This window comes from Tunicatimonas sp. (assembly GCF_049647865.1).
Classification (GTDB): Bacteria; Bacteroidota; Bacteroidia; order Cytophagales; family Cyclobacteriaceae; genus Tunicatimonas.
In genome coordinates this window covers 1-14,537 of sequence record NZ_JBARYM010000396.1, presented here as the reverse complement: position 1 = coordinate 14,537, position 14,537 = coordinate 1, and the positions used below count along the sequence as shown (strand labels likewise).

The 14,537-nt window shown below is 42.0% G+C and carries 17 protein-coding genes; 8 read left to right on the top strand and 9 right to left on the bottom strand.

What is annotated here, in order from left to right; translation table 11 throughout:
- Nucleotides 1-123 precede the first annotated feature (123 nt).
- Nucleotides 124-1,257: a type III polyketide synthase gene (locus WBA23_RS11890; RefSeq protein ID WP_424582498.1), complete on the top strand. Its 1,134-nt coding sequence runs from the start codon at nt 124-126 to the stop codon at nt 1,255-1,257.
- A gap of 97 nt (nt 1,258-1,354) precedes the next feature.
- Nucleotides 1,355-2,224, top strand: a complete 870-nt coding sequence (locus tag WBA23_RS11885; RefSeq protein WP_424582497.1) for an SDR family oxidoreductase — start codon at nt 1,355-1,357, stop codon at nt 2,222-2,224.
- 57 nt (nt 2,225-2,281) lie between these two features.
- Here the strand turns inward: WBA23_RS11885 and WBA23_RS11880 are convergent, their stop codons facing one another.
- The 3 genes from WBA23_RS11880 to WBA23_RS11870 form a co-directional block, all read right to left on the bottom strand.
- Nucleotides 2,282-2,911, bottom strand: coding sequence for a DUF4178 domain-containing protein (locus tag WBA23_RS11880; protein ID WP_424582496.1), 630 nt, complete (start codon nt 2,909-2,911; stop codon nt 2,282-2,284).
- Nucleotides 2,912-2,936: 25 nt separating this feature from the next.
- Nucleotides 2,937-3,653: a PspA/IM30 family protein gene (locus tag WBA23_RS11875; protein WP_424582495.1), complete on the bottom strand. Its 717-nt coding sequence runs from the start codon at nt 3,651-3,653 to the stop codon at nt 2,937-2,939.
- Nucleotides 3,654-3,747: 94 nt separating this feature from the next.
- Nucleotides 3,748-4,137, bottom strand: a complete 390-nt coding sequence (locus tag WBA23_RS11870; RefSeq protein ID WP_424582494.1) for a YbjN domain-containing protein — start codon at nt 4,135-4,137, stop codon at nt 3,748-3,750.
- Nucleotides 4,138-4,246: 109 nt separating this feature from the next.
- Between WBA23_RS11870 and WBA23_RS11865 the strand changes: the two genes are divergently transcribed.
- Nucleotides 4,247-4,927, top strand: a complete 681-nt coding sequence (locus WBA23_RS11865; RefSeq protein ID WP_424582493.1) for an NUDIX hydrolase — start codon at nt 4,247-4,249, stop codon at nt 4,925-4,927.
- Here the strand turns inward: WBA23_RS11865 and coaD are convergent.
- From coaD to WBA23_RS11835, 6 genes are all read right to left on the bottom strand, one after another.
- Nucleotides 4,915-5,367, bottom strand: coding sequence for a pantetheine-phosphate adenylyltransferase (gene coaD, locus WBA23_RS11860; RefSeq protein WP_424582492.1), 453 nt, complete (start codon nt 5,365-5,367; stop codon nt 4,915-4,917). The genes WBA23_RS11865 and coaD overlap by 13 nt on opposite strands.
- A gap of 5 nt (nt 5,368-5,372) precedes the next feature.
- Nucleotides 5,373-6,254, bottom strand: a complete 882-nt coding sequence (locus WBA23_RS11855) for a DUF3822 family protein (protein ID WP_424582491.1) — start codon at nt 6,252-6,254, stop codon at nt 5,373-5,375.
- A gap of 23 nt (nt 6,255-6,277) precedes the next feature.
- Nucleotides 6,278-6,859, bottom strand: a complete 582-nt coding sequence (locus tag WBA23_RS11850; protein WP_424582490.1) for a hypothetical protein — start codon at nt 6,857-6,859, stop codon at nt 6,278-6,280.
- Between the two features lie 60 nt (nt 6,860-6,919).
- Complete coding sequence (locus WBA23_RS11845; RefSeq protein ID WP_424582489.1) at nt 6,920-7,435, bottom strand: NUDIX domain-containing protein; 516 nt, start codon at nt 7,433-7,435, stop codon at nt 6,920-6,922.
- Between the two features lie 62 nt (nt 7,436-7,497).
- A complete protein-coding gene (locus tag WBA23_RS11840; protein WP_424582488.1) occupies nt 7,498-8,835 on the bottom strand; it encodes a DUF4270 family protein in 1,338 nt (445 codons plus the stop codon).
- A complete protein-coding gene (locus WBA23_RS11835) occupies nt 8,819-9,631 on the bottom strand; it encodes a glycogen/starch synthase (RefSeq protein WP_424582487.1) in 813 nt (270 codons plus the stop codon). Before WBA23_RS11835 ends, WBA23_RS11840 begins: the two co-directional genes overlap by 17 nt.
- A gap of 124 nt (nt 9,632-9,755) precedes the next feature.
- Between WBA23_RS11835 and panC the strand changes: the two genes are divergently transcribed.
- The 5 genes from panC to WBA23_RS11810 all read left to right on the top strand — a co-directional run bounded on the left by panC (nt 9,756) and on the right by WBA23_RS11810 (nt 14,320).
- Nucleotides 9,756-10,604 carry a pantoate--beta-alanine ligase gene (panC, locus tag WBA23_RS11830; RefSeq protein WP_424582486.1) on the top strand — a complete coding sequence of 283 codons (849 nt, stop codon included), beginning with the start codon at nt 9,756-9,758 and terminating at the stop codon, nt 10,602-10,604.
- Between the two features lie 73 nt (nt 10,605-10,677).
- A complete protein-coding gene (gene panD, locus WBA23_RS11825) occupies nt 10,678-11,028 on the top strand; it encodes an aspartate 1-decarboxylase (RefSeq protein ID WP_424582485.1) in 351 nt (116 codons plus the stop codon).
- 3 nt (nt 11,029-11,031) lie between these two features.
- A complete protein-coding gene (locus WBA23_RS11820) occupies nt 11,032-12,060 on the top strand; it encodes a lysylphosphatidylglycerol synthase transmembrane domain-containing protein (protein WP_424582484.1) in 1,029 nt (342 codons plus the stop codon).
- 119 nt (nt 12,061-12,179) lie between these two features.
- Nucleotides 12,180-12,884 carry a zinc metallopeptidase gene (locus WBA23_RS11815; protein ID WP_424582483.1) on the top strand — a complete coding sequence of 235 codons (705 nt, stop codon included), beginning with the start codon at nt 12,180-12,182 and terminating at the stop codon, nt 12,882-12,884.
- A gap of 296 nt (nt 12,885-13,180) precedes the next feature.
- Nucleotides 13,181-14,320, top strand: a complete 1,140-nt coding sequence (locus tag WBA23_RS11810; protein WP_424582482.1) for an acyl-CoA dehydrogenase — start codon at nt 13,181-13,183, stop codon at nt 14,318-14,320.
- The last annotated feature ends 217 nt before the right edge of the window (nt 14,321-14,537 follow it).

Sequence of the window (14,537 nt, the reverse complement as noted above, 5' to 3'; positions counted from 1 at the left end):
TCCATTTTTAAATAGTATTACTTAGTATATCTGTTAGCCTTCTAATTTAAATATTCTTTTTCTAAGAACATAAGAATCGTATAAATCCCTAAACAAGTCGGTTTTTTTTAGCTTATATACTCAATGAAAAGTTACATTGCGGCACTCGGTACAGCAGTGCCCGAATACCGGACTTCCCAGTCTGCCATTGCCGATTTTATGGCAAATGTGCTTCAACTCAATCCTTCAGAGAAGCAGCGATTGTATGCTTTGTATCGAGCTAGCGGAATTCAGTACCGCCATTCGGTACTACCTGATTATGGCGACACCAGTCGTCGCTCATTTTATCCTGGCACAGCTAACCTAGAGCCATTTCCTTCTATTGAACAACGGATGGATACGTACGAGCAGGAAGCATTAATGTTAAGTTATAAAGCTGCGAAGAACTGCTTACGGCAATTACCTCAGTTTGATGCTCGACAAATTACCCATTTAATTTTTGTGAGCTGCACTGGAATGTACGCGCCCGGAGTAGATATTGAACTTATTCATAAGTTAGGTCTATCGCATCAAGTGCAACGCACGGCCATTAATTTCATGGGCTGTTACGCGGCCTTCAATGCGCTTAAAGTAGCCGACAGTATTGTTCGCGCCCACGCTGATGCTAACGTGCTAATTGTGTGTACGGAACTGTGTACTTTACATTTTCAGAAAGGAAAGAATGAGGACAATCTGCTGGCAAATGCGCTATTTGCCGATGGCTCGTCAGCCGCTTTGGTTACCGGGCAAAAGTTCGATAACGTTATACAGCTTGCTATTGAGCAGTTCTATTGTGATTTGGTGCCCGAAGCCAGCCAGGAAATGGCTTGGCAGATTGGAAATCATGGCTTTGAGATGAAGCTTTCCTCCTACGTACCCGAAGCCATTAAACAGGGTATTTATCAACTTACTCAACAGTTGATGCAGCAAATTAGCTGGAACATTGATGAGGCAGATATCGCCGTTCAGGAAAGACCTGATTTATACGCTATTCACCCCGGTGGTAAGCGCATTTTACAAGTAATTGAGCAGGCTTTATCTATGGAAAAAGACGATAATCGCTACGCTTACCAAATACTACAGCAGTATGGAAATATGTCGTCCGCCACTATTTTATTCGTGTTGAAAGCCCTCCAGCAAGGTTTAACCGTTGGCGACAATGATAAATCTGTACTTGGACTAGCCTTCGGTCCCGGCTTAACGCTTGAAAGTATGTTGTTGCGAGTAGAGTCACTATAAGCCTCTCATCCTTTTCCAAAAAGGATACAGAGGAATTTTGATCAGTTTTATACCTTAGTATTACTACCTTTACCTTCTCACACCAAAGTCCAAAAATATGATGAACACCGAAGGAATGTTACGCGACAACGCATTGGCCGATAAAGTGATTGTAGTAACCGGCGGCGGTACCGGCTTAGGAAAATCTATGACGACCTATTTACTCAAATTGGGGGCTAAAGTAGTCATTGCCAGCCGGAAACAAGAGGTGCTAAACCAAACGGCAAAAGAGCTGGAAGAAGCTACTGGAGGCACAGTGCTACCAGTTGTCTGCGATGTTCGGAAGTACGAGGAAATAGAAACAGTTTTAAAAAAAACACTTAATAAGTTTGGGCAAGTTGATGGATTAATTAATAACGCTGCTGGAAACTTCATTAGTCCCACTGAGCGGCTATCGCACCGGGCATTTGATATTGTGGTAGATATTGTGTTGAGAGGCACCTACAATTATACACTGGCTTTTGGTAAGCACTGGATTGATCAGCAACACCCCGGTACTATGCTTAATATCGTGACTACCTACGCCTGGACCGGCTCGGGCTACGTGGTTCCTTCTGCTTGCGGAAAAGCGGGAGTGCTGGCCTTAACTCGCTCACTAGCGGTGGAGTGGGGAAAGTATAAGATTCGCACCAATGCTATCGCTCCGGGACCATTTCCCACCGAAGGAGCCTGGAGCCGCTTATTACCGGGTGATTTGGTAGAGAAGTTTGATCCGGCCAAGAACAATCCGCTCAAGCGAGTCGGCAACCATCAGGAACTAGCGAACCTAGCCGCCTACCTTATGTCAGACTACAGTAGCTTTGTTAATGGTGAGGTTATTACCATTGATGGGGGCGAATGGCTACAAGGGGCGGGTGAATTCAATCACTTGGATGAGATTCCTTCCGCCATGTGGGATCAATTAGAGAAGGCAAGAAAAAAGGGATAATAATTGGTGAGTAATGAGCACTTCTTTAGTCATCAATTATTCATCATTAATATTACGTTATTTTCCTAAACTAAAAATCTTCACCTGCGACTCTTTGATAGGATGAGATTGTGTGACTTCGAAGCGGCCATTCTCCCATTCTTCAATGGTAATAAATTCTTCGCTATTATCGGTTTCAAACTCCCAATAGTAGAAAAATGATTCGTTATCGGGTGATATATTACCATCGGGGAAATAGGAAGCCTCACTGGATACTTCGTAGTAGTACATTTTGCCCTCAAACTCAAACTCGCCGTCGCCATTTTCGCTCATTTCATCCAAATCATTGCGGACAATTGGTAGATCGCGGAGCTTCAGTTTGCGGGTAGCTAACGTAACGTCTAGTCCATCGTCATTCTCCAGCGTAATCCATACTTTTCCCTTAGCCGCTTCTCCCTCTAGCTCGTACCACTCATCATTTTGGCCCGCGCGGTACACGCCCCGGGAGAGAATACTCACGTCAAACTCCTCCATCGTTGGCCCCACGTTCATTAAGTGAATAAGTCCGCCCGGCCGTACATTCTCTAGGTGTAATTCGCGAGAAGAATCATCTTGACTGTTCTCTAACTTTTTATCTTTTTTATTTCGTTGCCAGAAGTACACAGCTATTCCAATTAGTACTAAAGAGAAAATAATAACGGAATTCATATCCATAAGGCCCAGCAGATAGCAACTACTCCCCTAACTGCTTGTTCTCAGCAATTCCCATTCGGGCTTTCAGTTCTTTCAATTTGTCGGACCCACCTCCGGTGCCAATCGCTTTGTCAATTTCGTCATCTAGTGATTTAGGGGCGGCGGCAATTTCTCCGTAAGATTCGGCCAGCGATTCTTCTTCCTCTACTTTCGCTTTCATTCGTTCCAACATCGCCACGGTGCTAGAAGAATCAATGCCCGCCAGTTGCTTGTTCAGTTTCTTGGTTGCTGAGCTTACTTTGGCTCGAGCTTTCAGCGTTTTTATCTCATTCTCCCAAGCCGAAATCTGGCTCTTTAGATCATTTACTTTTGCTTCCAAGTTTGCCGTCATACTATCGTACTTTTGCACCTCAGATTGCGTTTGCGCTAATTGGCGATCAGCCTGCTCCTTACGGCTTAGTGCTTCGGTAGCCAGACGATCGGCCTCACCAGCATCAACTTGCCCCTGTTGGCCTCGTTGTAGCAAAAGCATAGCTTTTTTCTCGTAGTCGGTTGACTGCTGCTGGTAGTTCTTAGCATCGCGCCGGGTGCGAATAGCCAGTGCTTTCACTTCTGCTAAGCTCTCTAAAGCATTATTTAAATCATTTTTCAGATCACGAATAGCTTGTTCGCTCATTTTTACCGGATCTTCTATCTTATCAATGGTAGAATGGGCTTGGGCTTCGCCTACTTTAAATATTCTTCTAAAAATGCTCATAGTATGTTATGTTTTTTATTACAATTAAGATTGAGTCTGTGTTCAGGTGTTAGCGTGTTCATGAATGTTGAGTAGAAGTTATCTGAACGCACTATTAAGAGGCAAATTCAATGAATTCTTCGGCGTACTCGGCCATCATTAAGCCTATGGAATTGATAGAGCTTTCTAGCTCATTCCTATCCATATTTTCTAGCTGTAGTGTATCACGAAAAATAACGCGGTTTTCATCATCCAGCACTAAAGCTCCGTGCACTAATGAGCGGTTAATTTGCAGTAGTCGTTTTAGAGTAGAAGCATCGTTGCCCTTCAGTTGAAAAACATATTGTTCTAAAATTAGAATATCTTCTTCGCAATCCAGAATCAAATGGCTAATGCCCCGTTCTTCGTCCGTAATTACAATCAAACCTTCAGCAGCGTCTTCCGACTGAAGCTCAAACTCTAAATCAAATAAGTAGTTTTTTACCTTATCAAAGTGTGCAACCATAATAGTCAATAAGTTAGTTTTATAGTTTAGTGAATGTGTTTGCAGCGTATGTTGCTAAGTAAAGTTATAACTTCGCTGGTATTCTGCAAGTTAATTATCTCGTTGTCTTATGAAACTTTTTGTCAATGATACGCCAGTTATCTTCGCTTCAGTACAAAATTTACCGGATATTTCCTATGATTATACCTTTAACGCTTTAGCCAGTACTATTGTTGAGGCAAAATTAAAAGAAGATGTATTGGTGCATTACGCTAATCCTACTTACATCAAAACCGCCCTGGATTACTTTAGTAAAAAGAAAGTGAAACATCTGGATAGTATCACTTTTGCCGTAGCCGACTTGGAAGAAACTATCAAAATAGTTAAAGATCAGTTTAAGATTGTGCAGGCCGGAGGGGGAGTTGTTCGTAAGGGAGATGAAGTTCTACTAATTTTTCGGCTCAGCAAGTGGGATCTACCCAAAGGCAAATTAGAAAAAGGTGAGTCTCCTGTTGAGGGGGCGTTACGAGAGGTGGAGGAAGAATGTAGTGTACAAGTTACACCAAATGATGAAATCTGCCAGACTTGGCATACCTACACCCGCAACAAGAAAAAGTATCTTAAACAAACTTACTGGTTTGCGATGGACTGCTTGGATGATAGCCAACTTCAACCACAAACCGACGAAGATATTGAAGAAGTGCGTTGGATGACTACCTCTGAAGTACGCCAGGCGTTGTACGATTCTTATTTTTCTATTCGGTACGTCATGCGGCGGTACTATCAGCAGATAGAAGATCAAAGTTTGTAGGGAAGAAAAGCGTCTACATCGCCTCCGTAGCGATGAACTTCTCGAATGATAGACGAACTAATATGAGCGTAAGCTGGTGAGGTAATCAAAAAGACGGTTTCCAGCTCCGTGTTCAGGTAGCGATTTACTTGGGAGATACTATTCTCGTACTCAAAGTCAGTAGTGTTACGAAGCCCCCGCAATAAATAATTAGCCTTGTACTGTTTAGCTAATTCAGCGGTTAGCTCATCGTACGTAATTACTTCAATTCGTCTTTCGCTCTGAAAAGTTTGCTGAATATAACCCAGCATGGTTTCTATCGGAATATAACGACGCTTCTGGCTATTGTGTCCTACGCTGACTACAATCTTGTCAAACAAAAATAATCCCCGCCGAACAATGTCTTTGTGCCCCAGCGTGAATGGATCAAATGAGCCAGGAAAAAGGGCAATTCGCTCCATACTACCTATTGGGTAACGTGCAGGCTAAACAAATCAAAATATTGATGGTCAGGGGCTTCATCAAATACGTGAGAAAATGTTAGAAAATCAGGCTTCGTTCCAAATGTAAGCTGGCGGATGTAGCGATACAGGGCGGCGTACTCAGCTGATTTTGCCGGAATATTGCCCCATACTACTACTTTCGTCTCATTTTGATCTAAGCTTAGCTTTTGGAAAGCTGTTAGCACATATTTTACTATATCGTCTGAGTGCTGGTAAGCAAAACTATTGTAGAGGATAACTTTATCCTGATCAGTTACTAACATGGTTAAATACCCCCGATCAATATGAAGGTGCATCACTGGATAGTGTGAATCCGAAGATAGCTGTTGAATACCTTCTATAAAAACGCTTCCCAGATGTTCTAAACGAATATCTTGCGAAGGGTAGGTACTCTTAATCCGATTAACCAATTCCTTGTTGGCTCCGAATACCATAGCTGAATTCGTTTGCCGGTGGTTTTGATACGATACCAAGCAATTCTTTTCAGGAAGGTCTACAGCTAAAGCAAGATAGTGCGCGGGGTTTTCTGTAGAAAAGTAGGCTTGAGGAACTAACGTAAAGTACGAACTCTTTACCGCTAACTTTACGCTCCTCCAATATCCAGCCATTAGAATTTGATGTTCCTCAATAATGGCACGGTACGTACCAACCAAATCTTCTGATGTGTTGGAGAAAGAATAATCCTCAAGTAACAGGCAGCGTTGTTGGTCGGCATCTACCACACAAAACTGAAAGTTTTGCGGCCCAGCGAGTAGCATAAGGGCATACCGATCAATACGATCTACGCTGAATTGAGGATCTTTTACTTTTCGTACTAATGTATAATTCCCTACAGAATGCGTCAAAGTTTATAATTGTCGGTCATTGGTTACTCCCAGTTACCTCTAGTATTCACTTCTGTGCGCGAACCTACACGTAAGGGGCCTTTAATGCTTTCCTCACCACGGCGCGCCGGATTTACTGGTGCAGTGTCTACTACTTCAAAAACATCTACTTCTACATTGTTGCGAGATATTTTATCAGCAAATAGATTAAACTGCCTACCGCTGTGCGGTATGGAAGCAATATTTTCTATTTTAAAATTATTGTATACAGGGGTATGAAATAGCGTATCTCGCACTGGTATCTGATCAAGTGTATCAATCTCAATAGTGGTTTCCTCTGCACCGTACTCGAGCAATGTAGTAATTTCACGACGCTGTACGATATATAGTCTTCCAGTATCTAAGAAACCAATCAGTTTATTCCAATCGCTAGTATACTGTCCGTTTGCTTCTTTGTAAAGTAATTCAGCATCGCGAATAAATTTTAGCTTATTAATTACTTGAGCTTCTACGGCAGCAATACGTTCTTCTTCTTCGATACTAAACTTAATACGGTCAAATAAATAATAAGCGATTCCTATTGCAATTGCCAGAAAGACAAATGTTAGAATTTTAGTTAGGCTCATAGGTTAGCAATTTAGTGTAATGATAAAAAATTCAATGAGTGTTCAAATGTAACGAGCTCGCTAATTTCGTATTTTATTATCAAATTTGAAATACCCTTGCAAAGATAGTAGCTCTTTGGGGCGCTGATAACGGCAAATTATTTGGTGAAACTGGTTTTTTTTCTTAGCTATTTCTACCTTGATTTCCTGAGGCGAGGCAAAACGCACTTTCTGAATTAACTGTTCGCTAGGTGCTAATTCCGGATCTTTTCCTATTTGTGGCTCGCCATCGGATACTTCGGTTGCAAAAAACAGTTCAATTGCGTGTAATGGAGGTTCAACATATTCGTAAACAAATAAGAATTGTGCCTTCTGCACTATGAGTCCGGTTTCTTCCTTTACTTCTCTGCTTAAAGCTTGTTCAGCTGTTTCGCCCAGCTGAATCCCCCCTCCCGGAGGAGACACAAAATACTGATTATTCGCTATTCCTTTATGCCAAACTAACAGAAGATGTTCGTGACGAAAACAGAGTGCGCAAACGCGAACCCGCACCCGGTTACCAAATTGCTCATAAACTTTATGATCCCACTCCGGCATAACCGTTTATGAAGCTCCAGAAAGAATTTAAAATATATGATCTCCCAAGGTTCACTTTACAATTATTCTAACAAGGTATAGAACACTTTAGCAAAAACGCTATCTGGCTCAGCCACAATCTCGCCCAACCGTCTACCTAGTTGAAGCCGAGGGGGCTGAATTCTAAATTCAGTATTTGTACCCGGAAATCCGTCAATCAGATTTTGAGTATATTGAGTTACCGAGATCTGATACGCCGATTCTGTAGGTGGAACTGCAAATACGCCGCTCTGAGCCTGAACACCATCTACCAGTAAGCTTCTCGGAGTCGGTATCCGATTGAAACCACTTTGTAAAGTATCAATAACCAGTGAAAAATCATCTTCAAAACTAAAGGCAACAATCTGATTAGGTATAGGCTGTCCTTCGCCTTGCTCGGTAGTTCCTATGTAAAGTTCTACCCGGTTAACCCGTAGCTGTGCTTCGGTATTTCTTTCTAATGTATCAATAAAGTTCAGAATAGGCTGAATGCTCAATATAGGCACCAATCCCGTACCTGATTGTAGATAAAACCTATTATCAGACGCCATTGACCGCTGATTTACTGAAGTTATTCCAGCCAGCGGAGTACCCGAACGATCCGCCGAGATATTATTGAAAGCGTTTTCTGCATTAAAAGTGTATTCCGACGGCTCAGTATCGGTACTGGTGCTAAAATACAAGGATAGTTGTAACTGATTAGGATTGAATCCGACAATGGCTCCATTTCCGGTAGGTGATGATATAGCAATGCCAGGAAAGTACTCTTGGAAAGCACTATCACTACTTAGAGTAGCAGCACCAGATTGCGCTAAATCAAACAGTTCCTGACCAAAAGCATCATCTAACCGTATTCTTAGCGTATCAGCAACACTATCAGCTTTAGGATTAGGAGTAAAGTTGAGCTCAGCTAACGAAATTGTATTAAACGGAATTTCGTCAGTTCGATAGTAAGGTGTGCGCGCTAATGTATCCAATAGTGGATAGATGGCTACACGCTGATTTACAGCTTGGTTTACATCGCCGTAGAAATAATCGTTTACTAGAGTTAAAACCAGCGAATCGTACCTATCCTCTGCCGTTACTTCTGCGCGAGTATTCACGCCGAGTTCAGCAAAAGCGGTTGCTTGTACCTCGCCAAAAAACTCACTGCTGTACATACCTGCCAACAGGCGATAAGAATCATCGTTGGGCAGCCGATTGGTATTAACCGAGTCGAGTTGTACTAACGAATAGCTAAGGGGAATTTCTTGGAAGAGGAGGCTTAAGGTCTGGTCGCCGGGTTCTTGGGGTAAACTGAGTATTTCTTCACTCTCACACGAAAAAATAAATGGGGTAAGCCAAAGCAGCCACCCCACATTTTTTTTAACTAACGAGGTCATTATAGAGGTTATAGTATGAGTCCAATAAATCATCACCCTGCTCAATAGTATCAATTTTCTTATCCTTATTAAACTCATCAAAAAGCTGAACTAAATCTTCGCTGTATTCTTCTTCGGCCTTAATCACCGCATCAGAATACTGCATCCCGATTTTGATGAACCCTTCGTAATCAGCGGATTGAAGGCTCGCTAACATGCTATCTTCAATGTCCATCATTTTCACCTTTTCAATGAGGTCAGTATTGAATTTGTGTTCAAACTTGTTGTTGTAAACGGTGAAAACGGTTTTGGTAGTATGAAATAGCGGATCGTTTTTGTACGTAGTTTTCAAGTACATTGGAATAAGGCTGGTCATCCAGTCGTTGCAATGCACAATATCGGGAGCCCAGCCTAGCTTTTTCACGGTTTCAATTACCCCTTTGCAGAAGAAAATAGCGCGTTCGTCATTATCGGCGTGAAATCGGTTTTGCTTATCAAAAAATACGGATTTGCGGTGGAAGTAGTCTTCGTTATCAATGAAATAAACCTGCAACTTGGCGTTAGGAATTGATGCTACTTTAATGGTGAGCGGCTTTTCCTCGTCGCCTACAGCAATATTAATTCCCGATAAACGTACTACTTCATGCAATCGGTTCTTTCGCTCATTAATCAGCCCAAAACGGGGTACCAAAATCCGGATTTCCATCCCTCGTTCTTGCATGCCTTGGGGCAGCTTTCGCACAAAATCGGCTACTTCAGAAGTCTGTAGAAAAGGATTAATCTCACTAGCTACATAAAGAATACGGAGTTTCGACATATTTTCGTGGATTTTAAATGTAAGTGGAATGCGGATACAAAAATACGAAATTATTAGCATATTTCCACTTTTGCTCCTATTTAGGCGTTAATATACCCTTTTAAGTACATTCTAACTCGTAATAATGAAATTGTTGCAAGATGTAAGTTCCGTACGGAATTTTACCCAAAAACGAGCCCCTGAGCAAGAAATAGGCCTAGTACCAACAATGGGGGCATTGCACCAAGGTCATATGGCGTTACTAAAAGCTTCTTTACGAGATAACGATCTGACTATATGCAGCATCTACGTGAACCCCACGCAGTTCAACAATCCTGATGACTTAGAAAAATATCCTCGCACCTTGGAGCACGATCTGAATTTCTTAAAAGATGTTGGCTGCGATGCGGTATTTTTTCCTTCTAATCAAGTGATGTACCCCGAAGAAGGGTCGCAGTTGCTTCAACTAAATTTTGGGCATTTGGATAAGATACTGGAGGGCCAGCACCGCTCGGGGCACTTTAGCGGAGTAGGACTGGTAGTGAATAAACTGCTGAATATTGTGCAACCGAAGCGCGCGTACTTTGGACAAAAAGATTTACAGCAACTGGCAGTTATTCGCCAAATGGTTGATGAGTTTTTCATTCCGGCAGAAATTATAGCGGTACCCATTGTAAGAGAACCTTCCGGGTTGGCACTTTCTTCCCGCAATCAACGACTCAGTACTGAAGAAAAGAAAACCGCCGCGCAACTGTATCAAACCCTGCTTTATGCTAAGGAACAGTATAAAGCAGGAGGCGATTTGACTACCGTTAAGCAACAGGCACTTAATCGATTGAACGGTCATTTGGGCATTCAATTAGAATACTTTGAAGCGGTGCGGATGCGCGACTTTCAGCTTTTAATTGACAGAATGGAAGCAGATACGGTTGCATTTTGCGTAGCGGCCTACGTTGGTGAAGTGCGGCTGATCGATAATGTTGTTGTATCATAAATGAAATTTATTCGGCAGGAACACTTGCAGCGGTCTATTCGTTAGTACTCCCGTATATCCGTAGGAGACTAAAATGAATATTGAAGTTTTAAAATCAAAAATACATCGGGTGAAGATCACCCAAGCTGAATTGCACTACGTAGGCAGCATTACCATTGACGAAGATTTGATGGATGCGGCCAACTTCATTGAAGGCGAAAAGGTGCAAATCGTGAATGTAAACAATGGCGAACGCCTGGAGACGTATGTCATCCGAGGGGAGCGAGGCAGTGGTATGGTTTGTATGAATGGCCCCGCCGCTCGAAAAGTGCAGGTAGGCGATATCGTGATTATTATTTCGTATGCCTCTCTGCTTCTAGAAGAGGCCAAGCAATTTCAACCTACCATTATTTTTCCCGACCAAAACAACCGACTGATTCATTAGTGAATGAAGGATTCTCTGAATTTTAAAAATATTGCTAAGTACGTAGTGTCATTGGCTATTGCTGGTGGATTGCTGTATTTAGTGTTTCGTAACGTAGATGCAACGGCTATCCTGAATAAATTGCAGGAAGTGCAGTACCGGTGGGTGATCTTGGCCATTATTGTATTCATTGTTAGCCATATTATTCGGGCTTATCGCTGGAACTTAATGCTTCACCCGTTAGGCTACCAGCGTTTGACTATTTTTCGCACGTTTCTAGCCGTACTGACTGCCTACTTCGCTAATCTGCTTATTCCCCGAATGGGTGAAGTTACTCGCTGTGGGGTACTGCGCCAATTGGATAAAGTACCCGTAACTACCTCGCTGGGCACAGTGGTAGCCGAACGCTTGGTAGATCTGCTGTCTTTATTCGTCTTGATGGCATTATTATTCATTACAGAATTTAGTCGGCTTAATGATTTTATTACCGGATTCTGGCAAGAGAAGCTTAGCGGCTTAGGAGAAAGCGTTTTTGCCATCTACGTATTCGCTGGTATTTTGGTAGTAGTATTACTTATTGCTTTCTTTCTGGTGCGGGCTTTCTGGGACCGATTACAACAAAATGCGCTGTTTCAAAAGATGCAAACTTTACTGCGCGAAGTGCTCAAAGGGGTTACTAGCATTGGAAAAATCAAAAAGCAGGGGCAATTTTGGTTAGCTACCATCAGTATGTGGACCATGTATTTTTTAATGTCCTACACTGTTTTCTTTGCCATTCCTGAAACTAGTGGCTTAGGAATTAGTGCGGGGTTAGCGGTACTAGTTATGGGTAGCTTAGGTATGGCGGCTCCGGTGCAAGGTGGGTTTGGTACCTTTCATGCGTTAGTAAGCGGAGTCTTATTACTTTATGGTATTGAGCAAAGTGACGGCGTACTGTTTGCTACGTTAATTCACGGGATGCAAACTCTTTCGTTCATCATTATGGGAGGCTTCGCGTTCTTTATGGTTTCGGTCTTGTCTTCTCGCAAGATGAAGGCGGCAACTACTTCCTGAAAGTAGATTTTTTAAGTATTTTATTATAAATGATTAATAACCTTAATTACTCGATTTTCGTAGAAAATTAACACTGAAGTTTAATAATCTAATCGTACTTATTTAACAATCAAAATAACATGTCTTTATACATTATACTATTTATAGGTGTCGGTATTCTAAGCTTTGCTGTGAGCCGCCGACTCAAGAACAAATTCAGAAAGTATTCTCAGATTCGTTGGAATGCTGATATAACCGGGCGAGAGATTGCGGAAAAGATGCTGCGTGATAATCACATTCATGATGTGGAAGTAATTTCGGTACCGGGGAAATTGACGGACCATTACAATCCGGCCAAAAAAACGGTAAACTTAAGCGAAGCAGTTTACCACGGACGATCTGCCGCTGCGGCTGCGGTTGCCGCCCACGAATGCGGTCATGCAGTGCAGCACGCTACTGCTTATAGCTTTCTGGAGTTTCGCTCGGCTATGGTTCCTGTTCAAAACGTAAGTGCCCGTATTCTGAATATGGTAGTTTTATTCATGTTTTTAGGTGGAGCTTTCATTTTTGGAATGGAAGGAGCATTTCTCAATACGGCGTTGCTGGTAATTATTGGCTGTTATGCAGTAATTACTTTATTCTCACTGGTAACATTACCGGTCGAGTTTGATGCTAGTAAGCGCGCCTTAGCTTGGATTCAAGACCAAAATATTGCTTCGCCCGATGAATACGGTCAGGCTAAAGATGCTCTGAAGTGGGCTGCCATGACATATGTAGTAGCAGCACTAGGTTCTATTGTGGGGTTACTCTATTGGGTTTCAATCTACTTAGGTGGTCGTGACTAGTAGTGATCTGACCACTTTTCGTTACTGACAAGATAATTATAGCACCTCGGCTTCAGTTGGGGTGCTTTTTTTTGTCTCTGCATGTCAGTATATTGCAAAATACTCGTCATGCATACTATTTTAGTTGAAAATTGACAGTTGGCATTAATACAGTTGCTAAGAGCAGAAAAGTATATAAGTGAAATTGGAGGATAGAGGAAAACCAATAGTTCACAGTTAAAAGGTTATGAACTCTTTACTCTCAGCAATCAGCAATTTTACTATCAACTATCGAGCAATAGAACAATTGAAAAAATATGAACTTTACATTAACTGAAGAACATTTAGCGGTGCAGGAAGCAGCTCGGGAATTTGCTCAAAAAGAATTATTGCCGGGCGTTATTGAGCGCGATGAAGAACAGCGATTTCCAAAAGAGCAGATTGGGCAAATGGGCGAATTGGGATTTATGGGAATGATGGTAGATCCGAAGTACAGTGGCGGGGGAATGGATACTAAATCCTACATACTGGCAATGGAAGAAATTTCTAAGATCGATGCTTCAGCTTCGGTTTGTATGTCGGTCAATAATTCGTTGGTCTGCTGGGGAATTGAACAATACGGTACCGAAGAGCAGAAAGAAAAGTACCTTAGCCGTTTAGCTACCGGAGAAATTATCGGTGCCTTCTGTCTATCAGAACCGGAAGCGGGTTCTGACGCTACTTCTCAAAAAACTACGGCTATTGATCAGGGCGATCACTATTTACTAAATGGTACTAAAAACTGGATAACCAATGGCAATAGTGCATCACTCTACATTATTATTGCTCAAACTGATCCGGAAAAAGGTTACAAAGGTATCAACGCCTTGCTGGTAGATCGCGAGTCAGAAGGCTTTGTAGTGGGCAAAAAGGAAAACAAAATGGGCATCCGCGCTTCGGATACGCACTCATTGATGTTTACGGATATAAAAGTGCCTAAGGCTAACCGGATTGGAGAAAATGGGTTCGGGTTTAAATTTGCCATGTCGGTATTAAATGGCGGACGAATCGGTATTGCCGCTCAAGCTTTAGGCATTGCCTCAGGGGCTCTTGAGTTTGCTCTACAGTACGCTCAAGAACGCAAAGCTTTTGGAAAAGCACTCACACAACACCAGGGCATTCAATTTAAATTAGCCGATATGGCTACCCAAATTGAAGCAGCCCGCTTGTTGTGCTTACAAGCAGCAGATTTGAAAGATCAAGGTCTTCCCTACTCCAAGCAAAGTGCTATGGCCAAACTGTTCGCTTCTCAAGTGGCGATGGATGTAACTACCGAGGCCGTACAGATACACGGAGGGTATGGTTACGTGAAGGAATATCACGTGGAGCGACTAATGCGCGATGCCAAAATTACTCAGATATACGAAGGAACTTCCGAAATTCAGAGAATTGTAATATCTCGGGAATTAATACAATAAGTAAGTTATATGTAAGTTCTCCGATGAAAAGCGAAAAAATTTGCATTTTCTTGAATAAGAATCCAAAAAATATTTGTAAAGTTACATAAGTTTTGTAATTTTGATTATCTTAAATCTACCAGAGAAACGTATATATTCTACACAATTTTAGTGATTTAGACGAATGGAAGACTATAATAAGATAATTGAATCCCTCAATGTTCGATTTATCAAATCC

Excerpts from the sequence above, each read along its gene's own strand:
- panC (WP_424582486.1), top strand. The coding sequence starts at position 9,756 with ATGAAATTGTTGCAAGATGTAAGTTCCGTACGGAATTTTACCCAAAAA.
- WBA23_RS11870 (WP_424582494.1), bottom strand. The coding sequence starts at position 4,137 with ATGGTTGCACACTTTGATAAGGTAAAAAACTACTTATTTGATTTAGAG.
- WBA23_RS11815 (WP_424582483.1), top strand. The coding sequence starts at position 12,180 with ATGTCTTTATACATTATACTATTTATAGGTGTCGGTATTCTAAGCTTT.
- WBA23_RS11820 (WP_424582484.1), top strand. The coding sequence starts at position 11,032 with ATGAAGGATTCTCTGAATTTTAAAAATATTGCTAAGTACGTAGTGTCA.
- WBA23_RS11880 (WP_424582496.1), bottom strand. The coding sequence starts at position 2,911 with ATGAATTCCGTTATTATTTTCTCTTTAGTACTAATTGGAATAGCTGTG.
- WBA23_RS11890 (WP_424582498.1), top strand. The coding sequence starts at position 124 with ATGAAAAGTTACATTGCGGCACTCGGTACAGCAGTGCCCGAATACCGG.
- WBA23_RS11885 (WP_424582497.1), top strand. The coding sequence starts at position 1,355 with ATGATGAACACCGAAGGAATGTTACGCGACAACGCATTGGCCGATAAA.
- WBA23_RS11845 (WP_424582489.1), bottom strand. The coding sequence starts at position 7,435 with ATGCCGGAGTGGGATCATAAAGTTTATGAGCAATTTGGTAACCGGGTG.
- WBA23_RS11875 (WP_424582495.1), bottom strand. The coding sequence starts at position 3,653 with ATGAGCATTTTTAGAAGAATATTTAAAGTAGGCGAAGCCCAAGCCCAT.
- WBA23_RS11840 (WP_424582488.1), bottom strand. The coding sequence starts at position 8,835 with ATGACCTCGTTAGTTAAAAAAAATGTGGGGTGGCTGCTTTGGCTTACC.
- WBA23_RS11835 (WP_424582487.1), bottom strand. The coding sequence starts at position 9,631 with ATGTCGAAACTCCGTATTCTTTATGTAGCTAGTGAGATTAATCCTTTT.
- coaD (WP_424582492.1), bottom strand. The coding sequence starts at position 5,367 with ATGGAGCGAATTGCCCTTTTTCCTGGCTCATTTGATCCATTCACGCTG.
- WBA23_RS11850 (WP_424582490.1), bottom strand. The coding sequence starts at position 6,859 with ATGAGCCTAACTAAAATTCTAACATTTGTCTTTCTGGCAATTGCAATA.
- panD (WP_424582485.1), top strand. The coding sequence starts at position 10,678 with ATGAATATTGAAGTTTTAAAATCAAAAATACATCGGGTGAAGATCACC.
- WBA23_RS11865 (WP_424582493.1), top strand. The coding sequence starts at position 4,247 with ATGAAACTTTTTGTCAATGATACGCCAGTTATCTTCGCTTCAGTACAA.
- WBA23_RS11810 (WP_424582482.1), top strand. The coding sequence starts at position 13,181 with ATGAACTTTACATTAACTGAAGAACATTTAGCGGTGCAGGAAGCAGCT.